This is a genomic window from Haematobacter missouriensis (assembly GCF_000740775.1).
In the GTDB taxonomy this organism is placed as follows: domain Bacteria; phylum Pseudomonadota; class Alphaproteobacteria; order Rhodobacterales; family Rhodobacteraceae; genus Haematobacter; species Haematobacter missouriensis.
The window spans coordinates 130,259-145,366 of sequence record NZ_JFGS01000003.1; the positions used below are offsets into that span (position 1 = coordinate 130,259).

A 15,108-nucleotide genomic window follows, 5' to 3' on the forward strand; every position below is an offset into this window, starting at 1 on the left:
ACAGATAAATTTGGAGCGGGCGATGGGATTCGAACCCACGACCCCAACCTTGGCAAGGTTGTGCTCTACCCCTGAGCTACGCCCGCTTCCTTCTGGGTGAGGGTCATTTATCCAACCGTGCTGGGACCCGCAAGACTAAAAACGAAGATTTCTGCGAATTCCCTTTTAGCCGCCGAGCGGGGCAGGGATTGAGGCGGGGAGCGGCGCGTGGTCAGGGCCGGCGGACGACCACTTCGAAGCCGCCATAAATCATTCTGTCCATGCTGAAGGGCGGGTCTTCCACGTCGGAGGACAGACGGGGATCTAACATGACCTTTTCATTGACGGCGTCGCGATGCGCCCTGTCGCGAAAGGTGATCCATGAGAAAAACACCACCTCGTCATCGGCCAGCAGCACCGCCCGCGGAAAGGATGTGAAAGGTCCCGAGGCGATATCATCGCCCTTTGCCTCCACCACGCTCAGCGCGCCATGTTCCGTCCAGAGCGAACCGGCCAGATCGGCGAGCTTGCGGTAATCCTCCATCCGGTTCTTTTTGACCGGGACGACGAAACCGTCCACATACATCCGGCATCTCCAACTTCCCTTGGAGAAAGACTAGCGCGCGCCAATGAAGGCGCAACGCGGGTGAGAAGCCGAGCGCGTCAATTCTGTTTCATGTTGCCGATCAGCAGATCACGCCCGGCGAAGATTCCCCCGCTGATCTCCTGCTCCAACCGTTCCCTGTCGCGCTGCCGGATACTGGCGACGAGATCGCGGATCGTGTCCTCATCGTTGTCCATGCGGCGGAGCGCTTCCTCCGCCATCACGAAGGCGGATTCCATGGTTTCGCGGATCTGCCAGTCCACCCCGGCGTGGACGAGGTCCAGCACGTGTTCACGGTCCCAGGCTCGGGCGAGCACGGGGACATGCGGAAATTCCGACTTCATCAACTCGACCGCCTTCACTGCTGCCGTCTTGTCGTCTATCGCGATAAGGACGAGCTTTGCATCGCCCGCGCCCGCCGCATGCAGGATGTCGAGTCGGGAGCCGTCACCGTAATGTACCTTGAAGCCGTATTCCGCCGCGCTGCGGATCGCATCGGGATCGATGTCGATGATGGTGATCGAACAAAGCTGACCCAGAAGCGGCTGGCTGGCGATCTGGCCGAAGCGGCCGAATCCGACCAGTAGAACGCTTGCGCTTTGATTGCTGACCGCCTCCACGCCGTCCATCGAGGGGGTTTCGGGCGGGGTCAGACGATCGTGAATGATGACGAGGATCGGCGTCAGGGCCATTGAGACGATAATCATCGCGGTGAGGATGGCGTTTTCCTCTCCGGTGAAGATCCCCGCGCTCGTTGCGGCGGCATAGAGGACGAAGGCAAACTCCCCGCCCTGCGCCATGAGCACCGCACGCTCGAACGCTTCTCGGTTGCTGGCGCGGAACAGCTTGGCCACGGCATAGATGCCCGCCATCTTCAGGATCATGTATCCCGTGACGCAGATGGCAATCAGGCCGACATTCGCTGCGATCACCTTGAGATCCAGCGCCATGCCGACACCGAGGAAGAACAGGCCGAGCAGAATGCCACGGAACGGCTCCACATCGGCTTCCAGCTGATGCCTAAACGACGATTCGGAGAGCAGCACCCCGGCCAGAAATGCACCCATCGCCATCGACAGGCCCGCCCATTCCATCGCGAGCCCCGCGCCAAGCACCACCAGCAGCGCCGCCGCCGTCATCACCTCCCGCGCCTTGGAGCGCGCGAGCAGCGAAAAAAGCGGATCGAGCAGCCACAATCCTGCCACGACTAACCCGCCGATGGCCGCCAGACCTATCAGGACGGAGGTGAGGCGGTGCGCCAGCGTCACCTCTTCTCCACCGCCGGGGGCGATGAAGGCGACAATGGCGAGAAGCGGGACGATCGCGAGATCTTCCAGCAGCAGCACAGCTACGATCCTGCGCCCGGAGGGGAGACCAAGTTGCCTCCGCTCCTCCAACATCTGCATCACGATGGCAGTAGATGTGAGCACAAAGCCCGTGCCCGCCACGAAGCTCTCCGCCAGCGAATACCCCAGCGACAGGCCGACGCATGTCAGGAGCGCGATGCAGACCAGAACCTGCGTCGCGCCAATTCCGAAGATATCCCCCCGCATCGACCAGAGGCGGGAGGGCTGCATCTCCAGCCCGATGACGAACAGGAAGATGACGACGCCCAGCTCCGCCACGTGAATGATGGCCTGCGGATCGTGGAACAGCCCCAGCCCATAGGGGCCGACAACAAGTCCGGCAGCGAGGTAGCCCAGCACAGAGCCAAGGCCCAGACGTTTGAACAGTGGTACGGCAATGACCGCCCCGGCAAGCAGAGCCACGAGCTGAAGCATGTCAAAGCCGTGACTGGCGGTTTCACCTTCCATGCAATCCTCCGCGCGCTCTTTAGGAAGGAGTAGCGCGGGAATGCAAAAAGGCTATCGCCATATGGTCTGATTGAGGGCGAGGGCCTCGGGCGGCCCTTCCCGCCGCCTGACGGCCCTCAATCCATCAATCCGCCGTCTCTGCATTCAACCGGGCGTATTCATTGCGGAGTTCCCGCTTGAGCAGCTTGCCCGCGCTGTTCCGGGGGATGTCGGTGCGCACGACGACGCGCTTCGGCAGCTTGAACGGCGCCAGACGGGAACGACAGAAGTCGATCAGCTCCTCCTCTGTCGCCGTCATGCCGGGGCGGAAGACGACGATGGCCGTCACCGCTTCGATCCACCGCTCGTGCGGCAGGCCGACCACCGCGACTTCCGAGATGGCGTGGTGCTTGAAGATCGCCTCCTCCACCTCGCGGCTCGCCACCATGGTGCCGCCGGTCTTGATGACGTCCTTCACTCGGTCAACGACATAAAGAAACCCTTCGTCGTCGAAATAGCCGATGTCGCCACTATGGAACCAGCCGCCCGCAAAGGCTTCCTCCGTCGCTTCCGGCTTGTCCCAATAGCCAATCAGAAGCTGGGGTGAGCGATGCACGATTTCGCCGTGGGTGCCGGGGGGCACGTCGTTCATGGCCTCGTCCACCACGCGGGTTTCGACCGTCATCGCGGGCCTGCCGGCAGAGGCGGGGCGGGTATCGTGGTCCTCCGGTCGCAGGACGGTGGCAAGCGGAGCGATCTCGCTCTGGCCATAGCAGTTGTAGGCTCCCGATCCCGGCAGCCGCGCACGCAGTTCCTGCAAGACCGGTACCGGCATGATCGACGCGCCGTAATACAGCTTGGCGAGGCTGGAGAGGTTCCGTTTGTCGAAATCCGGGTGGCGGAGCAGGCTGATCCAGACGGTGGGTGGTGCGAAGAAGGAGGTGATGGCTTCCTCCTCGCACAACCGCAGGACCGTCTCCGCGGCGGGTGTCTCGATCAGCAGGGTGGAGGCGCCGAGCAGCAGTTGCGGCATGGTGAACACGTGCATCTGCGCCGAATGGTAGAGCGGCAGTGCTGCCAGTGCCCGATCCTCCCGCTTGAGGTCGAGTTCCAGCGCGCAGGCCATGTATTCCGACAGAAGCGCCCGATGCGTCATCATCGCACCCTTTGGAGCGGCCGTGGTTCCCGATGTGTAGAGGAGCTGAACGAGGTCGTTCTCATCCACCGGGAGCAGGTCGAGCCTTGGATCCGACGGGCCGGAGGCGGCTGTCAGTACGTCGAACCCATGGCCACCGTACAGCGTTCCCACGAGCTGGATGCCGGCCGTTTTCGCGATCTCCGTGGCCAGCGGCGCCAGCGCCGGATCATGGAACAGTGCCGTGGCGCCGGATTGGCGGAGCAGGTACTCCAACTCCGGCCCGGTCAGCGAATAGTTGATGGGAACATGCACCAGCCCCGCCCGCGCGCAGGCGAGCCAAAGGATGAGGTAGGCATCGGAATTGCGCCCGAACGCCGCGACCCGTTCCCCGTGCGACAGTCCCGCAGCGATCAGCGCGCTCGCGGTCGCGTCCACCGCGCGCAGCAGCTCGTCATAGTTCCAGCGTCGCGTGCCGAAACTCAAGGCGAGCCGTTCTTTATTCCGGCGGGCCGAGCGGCGGAACGCGTCGTAGATCGTGTTGCGCCGGGCGAGCGCTCCGACACGGGTATCTTCGGTCATATCTTCCTCCTCTGGCGCGCGTCCCCTTGGGGTCTCCGTCGCGCACCCTCCTCCGCTGCCATCCTGTCGAGTCTTGGGGATACCCGCAAGTAGCGGCGCAGTCGCATGATCACTTGGCTCGTATTGCTTCCTCCTCGTGAGCCGGGCGCGAGCCGACTGAGCACGATTGCTCAATTGTTGGGCGATGCCCCATTTTTCCGCGATCATCTGGTGAATTTGTATAGACAAAAGCAGCTTTCATGCGTCCTCTACGCAAAAGACTACTGAACAGGGTGAAAAAGATGATTGTCAGAACGCTTCTCGGCGCTTTGGCGCTGGGTCTGATCTCCAGCGCGGCAGGGGCCGCCACTCCCGTTACGATCGGGCTTTCCGGCTGGACAGGCTTCGCGCCTCTCACGCTTGCCAAGGAAGCCGGGATCTTCGAGAAGAACGGGCTCGACGTGTCGCTGAAGAAGATCCCGCAGGCCAGCCGGGGCCTCGCCATGGCGTCGGGTGACATTCATTGCGCGGCGACCACGGTGGAAACCTGGCTGGTGTGGAGCGCGAACGGCGTCCCTGCCAAGCAGATCTTCCAGCTCGACAAATCGCATGGCGCCGACGGGATGGTGGTGCGCAGCAATGTAGAGAAGATTGCCGACCTGAAGGGCAAGACGATCGCCGCCTCTGCCCCCGGCACCTCGCCTTATTTCTTCCTTGCCTGGATCCTCAATGAAAACGGGCTGAAGATGTCGGACGTGCGCGTGGTGAATCTGGAGCCGGGACCGGCGGCGCAGGCCTTCATCGCCGGGCAGAACGACGCGGCGATGACCTATGAGCCCTACCTCTCCTCCGTGCGGGAGGCAAAGGATGCGGGCAAGATCATCGCCACGACGATCGACTACCCCGCCGTGATGGATACCTTCGGCTGCACCCCCGATTTCCTGTCGAAGAACCCGGAGGCCGCAAAGGCGCTGGCGAAAAGCTATCAGGAGGCGCTCGACCTCATCAAGGCGGAGCCGGAGAAGTCCTTCGGTATCATGGGTGCCGACGTGAACCAGACGGCAGAGCAGTTCAAGGGCTCGGCCCAGTATCTCGAATGGCAGGATTTGGCGGCGGCCAAGACCTTCTTCTCGGGCGAATACCTCGATTTCGCGGGTAAGGCCGGGAAACTGATGGTGGAGATGGGCCTGCTGAAGTCCGAACCGGACGTGGCCGCACTGATCGACACACAGTTCATCCAGTAGCACGACGATCGGGCGGAGGTTCTGCTTCCGCCCGCCTGCAATGACAGCCGACAGCCGATGGCCTGTTCGGACCAACAACCGGGAAGGCCGCTGGAACGCTCATGAAACCGCTCGAACCGATAAGCCCGCGCCTGCGCATGGTGCTGGGGATCATCTTCTTCATCCTGTTCTTCGCCCTCTGGGCGGGGGTCACCCTCACGGGTTACGTCTCGCCCACCTTCCTTGCCAGCCCGGTGCAGATGCTGCGCGATGGATGGTGGTTGCTGACGGAACGTGGCTTCCTGACGGATATCGGCATGACGGCCTGGCGGGTCTTCGGCGGCTTCGCTATGGCAACGGTGGTGGCGGTGCCGCTGGGCATCGCCATGGGCGCCTACAAGCCGATAGAGGCGCTGTTCGAACCCTTCGTGTCCTTCGCGCGCTACCTGCCGGCCTCGGCCTTTGTGCCGTTGCTCATCCTCTGGGCGGGGATCGGCGAAATGCAGAAGCTGCTCGTGATCTTCATCGGTTCGGTGTTCCAGCTCATCCTGATGATCGCGGTGATCGTGGCGGGCACGCGCAAGGATCTGGTGGAGGCCGCCTATACGCTCGGTGCGCGCCAGAACGGCATCCTGCGGCGGGTGATTCTGCCCTCCGCCGCGCCCGAGATCGCAGAGACGCTGCGGCTCGTGCTCGGCTGGGCCTGGACCTATGTGATCGTGGCGGAGCTGATCGGCGCATCGTCGGGCATCGGCTACATGATCATCAACGCGCAGAGCCTGATGGCGACGGGGCAGATGATCTTCGGCATCATCGTCATCGGGGTGATCGGCCTGATCACCGACCTTGCCTTCCGCCGCCTGAACCTGCGCCTTTTTGCCTGGAGATACGCATGAGCCTTCTGGAGATCCGCGGCGTCACGCGCACCTTTCCCGGCGTCAGGGGCGGCCAGCCGGTGCTGGCCCTGCAACCCACGGACCTCACGCTGGAGGAGAATGATTTCGTCACCATCCTCGGCCCCTCCGGCTGCGGCAAGTCCACGCTGCTTCGCATGGTGGCGGGCCTGGACACGCCCACCGCCGGGACGATCACGCTGGACGGCAGGCCGGTGAAGGGACCGGGCGCAGAGCGGGGGATGGTGTTCCAGTCCTACACGCTGTTCCCCTGGCTGACGGTCCGCCAGAACATTGCCTTTGGCCTGCGGGAGAAGGGCATGTCGGCGGCCGAGCAGAAGGATATCGTGGAGAACTACATCGACCGGGTGGGCCTGCGCGGGTTCGAGGAGCACTGGCCACGGCACCTGTCGGGCGGCATGCAGCAGCGCTGCGCCATCGCGCGGGCGCTCGCCAATCAGCCGCGCGTCCTGCTGCTGGATGAGCCCTTCGGCGCATTGGACAACCAGACCCGGAGCCTGATGCAGGAGCTGCTGCTGGGGATATGGGAGCGGGAACAGAAGACGGTGATCTTCGTGACCCACGACATTGAGGAAGCGGTCTTCATGGCCTCCCGCGTCGTGACGATGAGCGCGCGTCCGGGGCGCATCAAGTCGATCACGCCGGTGCCGTTCGGCCATCCGCGGGACTACACGCTCAAATCCTCGCCCGAATTTTCGCAGATCCGACTGAAGCTGACGGAGGAGATCCGGGGCGAGGCGATCACGGCGGCCGCCCATTGACGGTGGGCCGGGCGAAACCCCGGCCAGCCGCCGCCAGCACCGGAGCCAACACCCTAAGGCCAGAAAGACAGGTGGCGGTTCGCCGCCGGCGCAGGCGAAAAATACGGCGGAAATGGCACGACGGTGTGTCGCGCGACGGGACTGCTCGAAACATGTGGAAGCGGGCGGAGAATTAGGTGCTAATATGTATGCACATATTTGGCGAATCGGACGGAGAGCGACATGGAACTCTTTTCTGACGGCGCGGGTGGCAACGGATCCGGCCTGTGGCGCAACGCCCGCCTCCTGACAATGGTCGAAGGCGCCGCACCGGTGGAGCAGGGTGCGGTGGCGGTGCGGGATGGACGGATCATCTACGTTGGGCCGGAGGCCGGGTTGCCGGAAGGGCTGGACGATCTTTCCGTCTCGGATTGCGGCGGTTCCTGGATCCTGCCCTCCTTCGTGGATTGCCACACGCATCTGGTCTTTGCCGGCAACCGCGCGCGTGAGTTCGAGATGCGCCTGGCCGGCGCGAGCTATGAGGATATCGCCCGGGCGGGGGGCGGCATCCTCTCCTCCGTCGCTGCGGTGAATGCGGCGGAGGAGGATCGCCTGCTGGCTGAAAGCCTTCCCCGGCTGGATGCCATGCTGGCGGAGGGTACCTCCACCGTCGAGATCAAGTCTGGCTACGGGCTGAACATCGGGGCCGAACTGCGGATGCTGCGCGTCGCCCGTCGTCTGGGCAGGATGCGGAGTGTGCGGGTCAGGACGACATGGCTCGCCGCACATGCCGTACCGCCGGATTACCGTGGCCGGAACGCCGACTATATCCGGGAGGTCGCCATCCCCGGGCTGGAACAGGGGCATGAGGAGGGGCTGATCGACGCGGTGGACGGCTTCTGCGAGCGGATCGCCTTCACCACGGAGGAGCTTCGCCCGCTCTTCGAGAGGGCGCAGGCGCTCGGCCTGCCGGTGAAGCTCCATGCGGAGCAGCTGTCGGATTCCGGCGGCAGTGCGTTCGCAGCGGGATATGGCGCGCTGTCCTGCGACCATCTGGAATATCTCGATGCCACCGGCATTGCGGCGATGAAGGCGGCGGGGACGGTTGCTGTGCTGCTGCCGGGTGCCACTTATGCGATCCGGGAGCCGCAGATGCCCCCCGTCGCCGATCTGCGCAAGGCGGGCGTGCCAATCGCGCTTGCCACCGACTGCAATCCCGGAAGCTCCCCGCTTACCTCCCTGCTGCTGACGATGAACCTTGGCGCCACGCTGTTCCGCCTGACGGTGGAGGAATGCCTGGCCGGAGTCACGCGGGAGGGCGCGCGCGCGCTTGGCCTTCTGGCGGAGACGGGCACGCTGGAGGCGGGCAAGAGCGCCGACTTCACCCTGTGGCAGATCGGATCGCCTGCGGAACTGGTCTACTGGCTGGGCTTCAATCCCGCGCATCAGCGGGTCTATCGCGGATTTGCCGAATGACGATCACGCTGACACCGGGGCAGGTGACGCTTGCCCAGCTTGAACGCATCTATCGCGACGGCGCTGCCGCGCGGCTGGACCCGGCGACCGCGCCGGGGATCGCGCGGGCCGCGGCGCGCATCGCCGCCATCGCTGCGGGGAACGAGGCCATCTATGGCGTGAACACCGGCTTCGGCAAGCTCGCCTCCATCCGCATCGGGGCCGCCGATACCGCAACGCTCCAGCGCAACCTGATCCTGTCGCATTGCTGTGGCGTGGGGGAGCCGCTGCCCGAACCGGTGGTGCGGCTGATCATGGCGCTGAAGCTGGTGTCGCTGGGGCGGGGTGCCTCTGGTGTGCGACCGGTGGTGACGACGCTTCTGGAAGAGATGTTGGCGCGGGGTGTCCTCCCGGTCATTCCGGGGCAGGGGTCGGTGGGTGCGTCGGGCGACCTGGCACCGCTCGCCCATATGGCCGCCGTGATGATGGGCGAGGGGGAGGCCGTCTTTGGCGGCACTCGTCTTCCGGGTCGCGATGCGCTGATGCAGGCGGGCCTGTCCCCCGTGGTTCTGGCGGCCAAGGAGGGGCTGGCGCTCATCAATGGCACGCAGGTTTCCACCGCTCTGGCGCTGGCCGGCCTGTTCGGCGCGCATAGGGCGGCGCAGGCGGCGCTGGTGACGGGTGCGCTCTCAACCGACGCGGCGATGGGCTCGTCCGCGCCCTTCCACCCGGAGATCCACCGCCTGCGCGGCCATCGCGGCCAGATCGACGCGGGTGCGGCGCTCGCCGCGCTGCTGGACGGATCGGCGATCCGCGAAAGCCATCTTGAGGGCGACACCCGCGTGCAGGATCCCTACTGCATCCGCTGCCAGCCGCAGGTGGATGGCGCGGCGCTCGACCTGATCCGGCAGGTCGGCCGTACGTTGGAGGTGGAGGCGAATGCGGTGACGGACAACCCGCTGGTGCTGACGGATGACAGCGTGGTCTCCGGCGGCAATTTCCACGCCGAGCCGGTGGCCTTCGCGGCTGACATCCTCGCGCTGGCCGTGTCGGAGATCGGGGCGATCGCCCAGCGTCGGATCGCGCTGCTGGTGGATCCGGCGCTGTCTTTCGGGCTGCCCGCGTTTCTCGCGGCGGAGCCCGGGTTGAACTCCGGGCTGATGATCGCAGAGGTGACATCTGCCGCTTTGATGAGCGAAAACAAGCAGATGACCCATCCGGCCTCGGTCGATTCAACGCCCACCTCCGCCAATCAGGAGGATCACGTCTCCATGGCCTGCCACGGCGCGCGGCGGCTGCTGCGGATGGTGGAGAACCTGAACGCCATCTTGGGGATAGAGGCCCTGACCGCCACGCAGGGGATCGAATTCCGAGCGCCGCTGACGACCAGCGCTGGCCTTGGCAGGGTGATGGAGGTGGTGCGAGGCGCCGTGCCGACACTGAAACAGGACCGCTACATGGCCCCCGATCTGGCAGCAGCGGCGGCGTTGGTGGCCAGCGGCGCACTGACCGCCCCGGTCATCGACATGCTGCCCAGACTGGAGGCCGGTTTGGAGGGATGACAATGCAGGTATTCGAAGTTTCCGAAGGGGAAGGGCCGGTCATTCTCGGCTTGCCTCATACCGGCACATGGGTCCCGGACGACGTGGCGGAGACGCTGAACGACCGGGGCCGGGGGCTGGACGATACGGACTGGCACATCGAGCGGCTCTACGAAGGCCTGCTGCCCGGCGTTACCACGGTCCGGGCGTTGTTCCATCGATATGTGATCGACGCGAACCGCGATCCGTCCGGGGAAAGCCTGTATCCTGGGCAGAACACCACCGGCCTTGTGCCGCTCACCGATTTTGATGGGAACCCGATCTGGGCGAAGGTGCCCGATGCGGCGGAGGTGGAGCGGCGGCGGCTGGCCTTCCATGCGCCCTATCACGCGGCGCTGGCCGCGCAGGTGGAGCGGGTGCGGGCAAGGCATGGTGTGGCAATCCTCTACGACTGCCATTCGATCCGCAGCCGTATCCCCTTCCTGTTCGAGGGCACGCTCCCCGATTTCAACGTGGGCACGAACAACGGCACGACCTGCGCACCACAGGTGGCGGAGGCCGTGACTGGCGTCACCACCGCGGCGGAGGGCTATACGAATGTCCTTAACGGGCGCTTCAAGGGCGGCTGGACGACGCGCCACTACGGGCGGCCTGATGAGGGTATCCACGCGATACAGATGGAACTCGCCCAATCCACCCACCTTTCCACCGAAGCCCAGCCCTTCGCCTACGACGAGACGAAGGCCGCGCGGCTCCGCCCGCAACTTTCCCTGATCCTCCATCGCCTCGCCGCGCTTGCGGCTTCGCTTCCCCGCAAGGAGTAACGCCATGAACGCCGATCCCCGCCACAACCAGCGCGACATTTTCCCGCCGACCGGCACGGAGCTGAACGCGAAAAGCTGGCTCACCGAAGCACCGCTGCGGATGTTGATGAACAACCTCCACCCCGACGTGGCGGAGCGCCCGCACGACCTCGTGGTCTATGGCGGCATCGGGCGGGCGGCGCGGACATGGGCCGATTTCGACCGGATCGTTGCGACGCTGAAGACGCTCAATGACGATGAGACCTTGCTGGTGCAATCCGGCAAGCCGGTGGGCGTGTTCCGCACCCACAAGGATGCGCCGCGGGTGCTGATCGCCAATTCCAACATCGTTCCCCATTGGGCGAACTGGGAGCATTTCAACGAACTCGATCGCAAAGGCCTGATGATGTACGGCCAGATGACGGCCGGGTCGTGGATCTACATCGGCGCGCAGGGTATCGTGCAGGGCACCTACGAGACCTTCGTGGAACTGGGCCGGCAACATTACAACGGCGATCTCAAGGGAAAATGGGTGCTGACCGGGGGGCTTGGCGGCATGGGTGGCGCGCAGCCGCTGGCCGCCGTGATGGCGGGTGCCTGCTGTCTGGCGGTGGAATGCGACGAAAGCCGCATCGATTTCCGCCTGCGTACCCGCTACGTCGATGAGAAGGCCCATACGCTGGACGAGGCGCTGGAAAAGATCGACCGCTGGACGAAGGCGGGGGAGGCGAAATCCGTGGGTCTGGTGGGCAATGCCGCCGAGATCTTCCCAGAGCTTCTGAAACGCGGCATCCGCCCGGACATCGTGACGGATCAGACCTCCGCGCATGATCCGGTGCACGGCTATCTGCCCGAAGGCTGGGGCGTCGCCGAATGGCGCGCGAGGCAGGAGAGCGACCCGGAAGCGGTGAACCGCGCCGCCCGCGCCTCCATGCGTCGGCATGTGGAGGCGATGGTGGGCTTCCATGACGCGGGTGTGCCGACAGTGGATTACGGCAACAACATCCGCCAGATGGCGCTGGAAGAGGGGTTCGAGCGCGCCTTCGCCTTCCCTGGCTTCGTGCCCGCCTGCATCCGACCGCTGTTCTGCCACGGCATCGGGCCGTTCCGATGGGCGGCGCTCTCCGGCGACCCGGAGGATATCGCGAAGACCGATGCCAAGGTGAAGGAACTGATCCCGGATAACCCGCATCTGCACAACTGGCTGGACATGGCGGCGGAGCGGATTGCGTTTCAGGGTCTGCCCGCGCGGATCTGCTGGGTAGGGCTGGGCGACCGGCACCGGCTCGGCCTTGCCTTCAATGAGATGGTGGCCAAGGGTGAGCTGAAGGCCCCAGTGGTGATCGGGCGGGATCACCTCGACTCCGGCTCCGTCGCCAGCCCCAACCGGGAGACGGAGGCGATGCGTGACGGGTCGGACACCGTGTCCGACTGGCCGCTGCTCAATGCCCTGCTGAACACCGCCTCCGGCGCGACATGGGTGTCGCTGCATCACGGCGGCGGCGTGGGCATGGGGTTCAGCCAGCATGCGGGCATGGTCATCTGCTGCGACGGGACGGAGGATGCCGCCCGCAGGATCGAGCGGGTGCTGTGGAATGACCCGGCCACGGGTGTGATGCGCCATGCCGATGCCGGCTACGACATCGCCATCGACTGCGCCACGGAACACGGGCTGCGCCTGCCCGGCATTCTGGGGAACTGAGATGGATTATGCCCCCGGACGCGAGGCCTGCCCGCTGCCGTTCTCGCCTTTCAAGGCCTGCACGGTGCCGCGCCCCATCGGCTGGATCTCCACCGTCTCCCGATCGGGGGTTGCGAACCTCGCACCCTACAGCCAGTGGCAGAACCTGACCTTCGACCCGCCGATGGTGATGTTCGCGGCCAACCAGTATTCGGATGGCCGCCGCAAGCATTCGGTGGTGAACGCCGAGGAGACGGGCTGGTTCGTGTGGAACATGGCGACATGGGATCTGCGGGAGGCGGTGAATATCTCCGCCGCCGAATGGCCCGACGGGGATGACGAGTTCCTCCGCGCCGGTGTCACGGCAGAACCCTGCGTGGAGGCTCCCGGCCCCCGGGTCGCGGAAAGTCCCGCGCATTTCGAATGCCGCTACCTTTCCACCCACCGCCTGCGCGGCAATTCCAACCATGGCTGGGTTGAGGTGGTCTATGGCGAGGTGGTCCGCATCCACGTGAAGGACAGCGTCCTGACCCCGGAGGGGAAGCTCGACTATCCCCGCATCCGCCCGCTGGCCCGCATGGGCTATTACGATTACGCCGCCCTCAGCGAGACGTTCGAGATGCGGGTGCCGGGGGCTTCGGGCGCAGCCTCCGCCGGGCTCGAGGGCAAGGCATGAGGCATCTTTCCGCCAGGAATTACCTGACCCAGCCGTGGAAGAATGGCGGCGGCCTTACCCGGGAGATCGCGCGTGCGCCGGAGACCGGGGAGTTCGACTGGCGGCTCTCCATGGCGACGGTGGCGGAGGATGGGGCGTTCTCGACCTTTCCCGGCGTGGACAGGACGCTGACGGTTCTGACCGGCGCGGGGATCGTCCTTACCGTGGCCGGGCGGGAGGCGCGGCTGACGCCCGGTGCGCCCTTCGCCTTCCCGGGCGACGTGCCCGCCGCTTCCCGCCTGCTGGCGGGTGAGGTGACGGACCTCAACGTCATGACCCGCCGGGGCAGGGTGTCCCACGAGGTGACACGACAGACCGGGCCCGCCATGGTCCTCAACCCCGCGTTGGTTCCCGGCCTGCGGGCGGGCACCGGCCGGCCCGCTTCCACTGCACGGGGCGCTGACGACCTGCCGGAGGCCGATCCGGCCGCTTTGCCGGGGGCGCGCCAGATGCTTCTTTTTGCCCTGACCGCGTTCACCCTGAACGGGATCGATGTCGCCCGGTTCGACACTCTGATACCCGACCGGGACGAGACGCTGCATTTGCCGGAGGGTGCCGAAATTCTGCTCATCCGCCTGGAGACATTGCCATGACCATTCTATGGGCCGAAACCGCCCTGACGCCGGAGGGCTGGCGCGACGGCGTGCGGATCGAGATCGAGAAGGGCCGCATTCTTTCCGTCACCTGCGGGACGGAGGCGGAGGGTGAGCGCTATCCGATCCTGCTGCCAGCGCCGGTCAACCTGCACTCGCATGCGTTTCAACGGGCGATGGCTGGGCTGACCGAACGGCGTGGTCCCGATCCGAAGGACAGTTTCTGGACGTGGCGGGGACTGATGTATCGCTTCCTCGACCATCTGACGCCGGAAGATGTGGAGGCGATCGCTGCGCTCGTGCAGGTGGAGATGCTGGAGGCCGGCTATGCCGCCGTGGCGGAATTCCACTACCTCCACAACGCGCCCAACGGCGCTCCCTATGCCAATCCTGCAGAGATGTCGGGCCGGATCGTGGCGGCAGCGGCCGATACCGGCATCGGGCTTACCCTGCTGCCGGTGTTCTACCAGTATGGCGGCTGCGACCGGCGCCCGCTGGGCCCGGGGCAGATGCGGTTCTTCAACACTCCCGACAGTTTCGCGGTGCTGCATGCCGCCGCGGCACAGGCGGTGGCAACGCTGCCCGGCGACGCACGGATCGGCATCGCGCCGCACTCGCTCCGTGCCGTGGACCCGGAAGGACTGGCGGCTGTTCTTCCGCTTGCGCCCGATGGGCCCGTACATATCCATGTGGCCGAACAGGTGGCGGAGGTGGAGGAGGTGCTGGCCCATCGCGGCGCCCGCCCGGTGCGCTGGCTGCTCGACAATGCCGCCGTTGATGAGCGCTGGTGCCTGATCCATGCCACGCAGATGGAACCGGCGGAGACGGAGGCGATGGCGCGCTCCGGGGCGGTGGCGGGTCTCTGCCCGATCACGGAGTCGAATCTCGGTGACGGGATCTTTGACGGGCGGCGGTTTCTTGATGCGGGCGGGGCGTTCGGTGTCGGCTCGGACTCCAACGTGCGCATCGCGCTGGCGGAGGAGCTTCGTACGCTGGAATATTCGCAGCGGCTGCGCGACCGCGCCCGCGCAGTGCTTGCGGAACAGAAGCATTCCACGGGCCGGGTGCTTTTCGAGGGCGCGGTCAAGGGCGGTGCCAAGGCGGCGGGCCGCGCCGCGGGCGGTATAGCGCCGGGGCTCTGGGCGGATCTCGTGGCGCTGGACGGCGGGGCCGTCGATCTGGACGGCCGGCGAGGGGATGTGATCCTCGACAGCTACATCTTCGCGGGCGACGACCGGATGGTGAGCGATGTCTGGTCCGCCGGGCGGCATGTGGTGACGGAGGGGCGGCATGTTTCGAGGCCCCGGATCGCCGCCCGCTACCGGGAGACGCTGGCCCGGCTGAGGGCGCGGCTCTGACCGGCGCCCAGAT

General features: G+C 65.6%; 13 protein-coding genes and 1 tRNA gene. 10 read left to right on the forward strand and 4 right to left on the reverse strand.

The window, feature by feature from the left end; genetic code table 11:
* Positions 1 to 11 precede the first annotated feature (11 nt).
* The 4 genes from CG51_RS04695 to CG51_RS04710 all read right to left on the reverse strand — a co-directional run bounded on the left by CG51_RS04695 (position 12) and on the right by CG51_RS04710 (position 4,093).
* Positions 12 to 86, reverse strand: a tRNA-Gly gene (locus tag CG51_RS04695).
* A 125-nt stretch (positions 87 to 211) separates the two neighbouring features.
* The gene (locus tag CG51_RS04700) at positions 212 to 565 is read right to left on the reverse strand and encodes a DUF1428 domain-containing protein (protein WP_035742469.1); all 354 of its coding nucleotides are present in this window, start codon (positions 563 to 565) and stop codon (positions 212 to 214) included.
* Positions 566 to 642: 77 nt separating this feature from the next.
* The gene (locus CG51_RS04705; protein ID WP_035742479.1) at positions 643 to 2,397 is read right to left on the reverse strand and encodes a monovalent cation:proton antiporter-2 (CPA2) family protein; all 1,755 of its coding nucleotides are present in this window, start codon (positions 2,395 to 2,397) and stop codon (positions 643 to 645) included.
* 124 nt (positions 2,398 to 2,521) lie between these two features.
* Complete coding sequence (locus tag CG51_RS04710) at positions 2,522 to 4,093, reverse strand: fatty acyl-CoA synthetase (RefSeq protein WP_035742481.1); 1,572 nt, start codon at positions 4,091 to 4,093, stop codon at positions 2,522 to 2,524.
* Positions 4,094 to 4,374: 281 nt separating this feature from the next.
* Between CG51_RS04710 and CG51_RS04715 the strand changes: the two genes are divergently transcribed.
* The 10 genes from CG51_RS04715 to CG51_RS04760 all read left to right on the forward strand — a co-directional run bounded on the left by CG51_RS04715 (position 4,375) and on the right by CG51_RS04760 (position 15,095).
* Entirely contained in the window at positions 4,375 to 5,316 is a 942-nt protein-coding gene (locus CG51_RS04715) for an ABC transporter substrate-binding protein (protein ID WP_051930049.1), read from the forward strand.
* A 101-nt stretch (positions 5,317 to 5,417) separates the two neighbouring features.
* Positions 5,418 to 6,191 carry an ABC transporter permease gene (locus CG51_RS04720; RefSeq protein ID WP_035742484.1) on the forward strand — a complete coding sequence of 258 codons (774 nt, stop codon included), beginning with the start codon at positions 5,418 to 5,420 and terminating at the stop codon, positions 6,189 to 6,191.
* On the forward strand, positions 6,188 to 6,970 hold the full coding sequence (locus tag CG51_RS04725) for an ABC transporter ATP-binding protein (protein ID WP_035742487.1): 783 nt from the start codon (positions 6,188 to 6,190) through the stop codon (positions 6,968 to 6,970). Before CG51_RS04720 ends, CG51_RS04725 begins: the two co-directional genes overlap by 4 nt.
* A 222-nt stretch (positions 6,971 to 7,192) precedes the next feature.
* Entirely contained in the window at positions 7,193 to 8,425 is a 1,233-nt protein-coding gene (gene hutI, locus CG51_RS04730; protein ID WP_035742489.1) for an imidazolonepropionase, read from the forward strand.
* The gene (hutH, locus tag CG51_RS04735) at positions 8,422 to 9,966 is read left to right on the forward strand and encodes a histidine ammonia-lyase (RefSeq protein WP_035742491.1); all 1,545 of its coding nucleotides are present in this window, start codon (positions 8,422 to 8,424) and stop codon (positions 9,964 to 9,966) included. The genes hutI and hutH overlap by 4 nt, the downstream gene beginning before the upstream one ends.
* Positions 9,967 to 9,968: 2 nt before the next feature.
* Positions 9,969 to 10,769, forward strand: a complete 801-nt coding sequence (gene hutG / locus CG51_RS04740) for an N-formylglutamate deformylase (protein WP_179285826.1) — start codon at positions 9,969 to 9,971, stop codon at positions 10,767 to 10,769.
* Between the two features lie 4 nt (positions 10,770 to 10,773).
* Positions 10,774 to 12,450 (forward strand): urocanate hydratase, encoded by a 1,677-nt coding sequence (hutU, locus tag CG51_RS04745; RefSeq protein WP_035742496.1) that lies wholly within the window; start codon positions 10,774 to 10,776, stop codon positions 12,448 to 12,450.
* Between the two features lies 1 nt (position 12,451).
* Entirely contained in the window at positions 12,452 to 13,105 is a 654-nt protein-coding gene (locus CG51_RS04750; RefSeq protein WP_035742499.1) for a flavin reductase family protein, read from the forward strand.
* Complete coding sequence (locus tag CG51_RS19040; RefSeq protein WP_051930050.1) at positions 13,102 to 13,737, forward strand: HutD/Ves family protein; 636 nt, start codon at positions 13,102 to 13,104, stop codon at positions 13,735 to 13,737. Before CG51_RS04750 ends, CG51_RS19040 begins: the two co-directional genes overlap by 4 nt.
* Positions 13,734 to 15,095: a formimidoylglutamate deiminase gene (locus CG51_RS04760; RefSeq protein ID WP_035742502.1), complete on the forward strand. Its 1,362-nt coding sequence runs from the start codon at positions 13,734 to 13,736 to the stop codon at positions 15,093 to 15,095. Before CG51_RS19040 ends, CG51_RS04760 begins: the two co-directional genes overlap by 4 nt.
* The last annotated feature ends 13 nt before the right edge of the window (positions 15,096 to 15,108 follow it).

Bases quoted from the DNA above. Each gene is read 5' to 3' on its own strand.
- hutG (WP_179285826.1), top strand. From the start codon at position 9,969: ATGCAGGTATTCGAAGTTTCCGAAGGGGAAGGGCCGGTCATTCTCGGC.
- CG51_RS04725 (WP_035742487.1), top strand. From the start codon at position 6,188: ATGAGCCTTCTGGAGATCCGCGGCGTCACGCGCACCTTTCCCGGCGTC.
- CG51_RS19040 (WP_051930050.1), top strand. From the start codon at position 13,102: ATGAGGCATCTTTCCGCCAGGAATTACCTGACCCAGCCGTGGAAGAAT.
- CG51_RS04710 (WP_035742481.1), bottom strand. From the start codon at position 4,093: ATGACCGAAGATACCCGTGTCGGAGCGCTCGCCCGGCGCAACACGATC.
- CG51_RS04750 (WP_035742499.1), top strand. From the start codon at position 12,452: ATGGATTATGCCCCCGGACGCGAGGCCTGCCCGCTGCCGTTCTCGCCT.
- CG51_RS04700 (WP_035742469.1), bottom strand. From the start codon at position 565: ATGTATGTGGACGGTTTCGTCGTCCCGGTCAAAAAGAACCGGATGGAG.
- hutU (WP_035742496.1), top strand. From the start codon at position 10,774: ATGAACGCCGATCCCCGCCACAACCAGCGCGACATTTTCCCGCCGACC.
- CG51_RS04720 (WP_035742484.1), top strand. From the start codon at position 5,418: ATGAAACCGCTCGAACCGATAAGCCCGCGCCTGCGCATGGTGCTGGGG.
- CG51_RS04715 (WP_051930049.1), top strand. From the start codon at position 4,375: ATGATTGTCAGAACGCTTCTCGGCGCTTTGGCGCTGGGTCTGATCTCC.
- CG51_RS04705 (WP_035742479.1), bottom strand. From the start codon at position 2,397: ATGGAAGGTGAAACCGCCAGTCACGGCTTTGACATGCTTCAGCTCGTG.
- hutH (WP_035742491.1), top strand. From the start codon at position 8,422: ATGACGATCACGCTGACACCGGGGCAGGTGACGCTTGCCCAGCTTGAA.
- CG51_RS04760 (WP_035742502.1), top strand. From the start codon at position 13,734: ATGACCATTCTATGGGCCGAAACCGCCCTGACGCCGGAGGGCTGGCGC.
- hutI (WP_035742489.1), top strand. From the start codon at position 7,193: ATGGAACTCTTTTCTGACGGCGCGGGTGGCAACGGATCCGGCCTGTGG.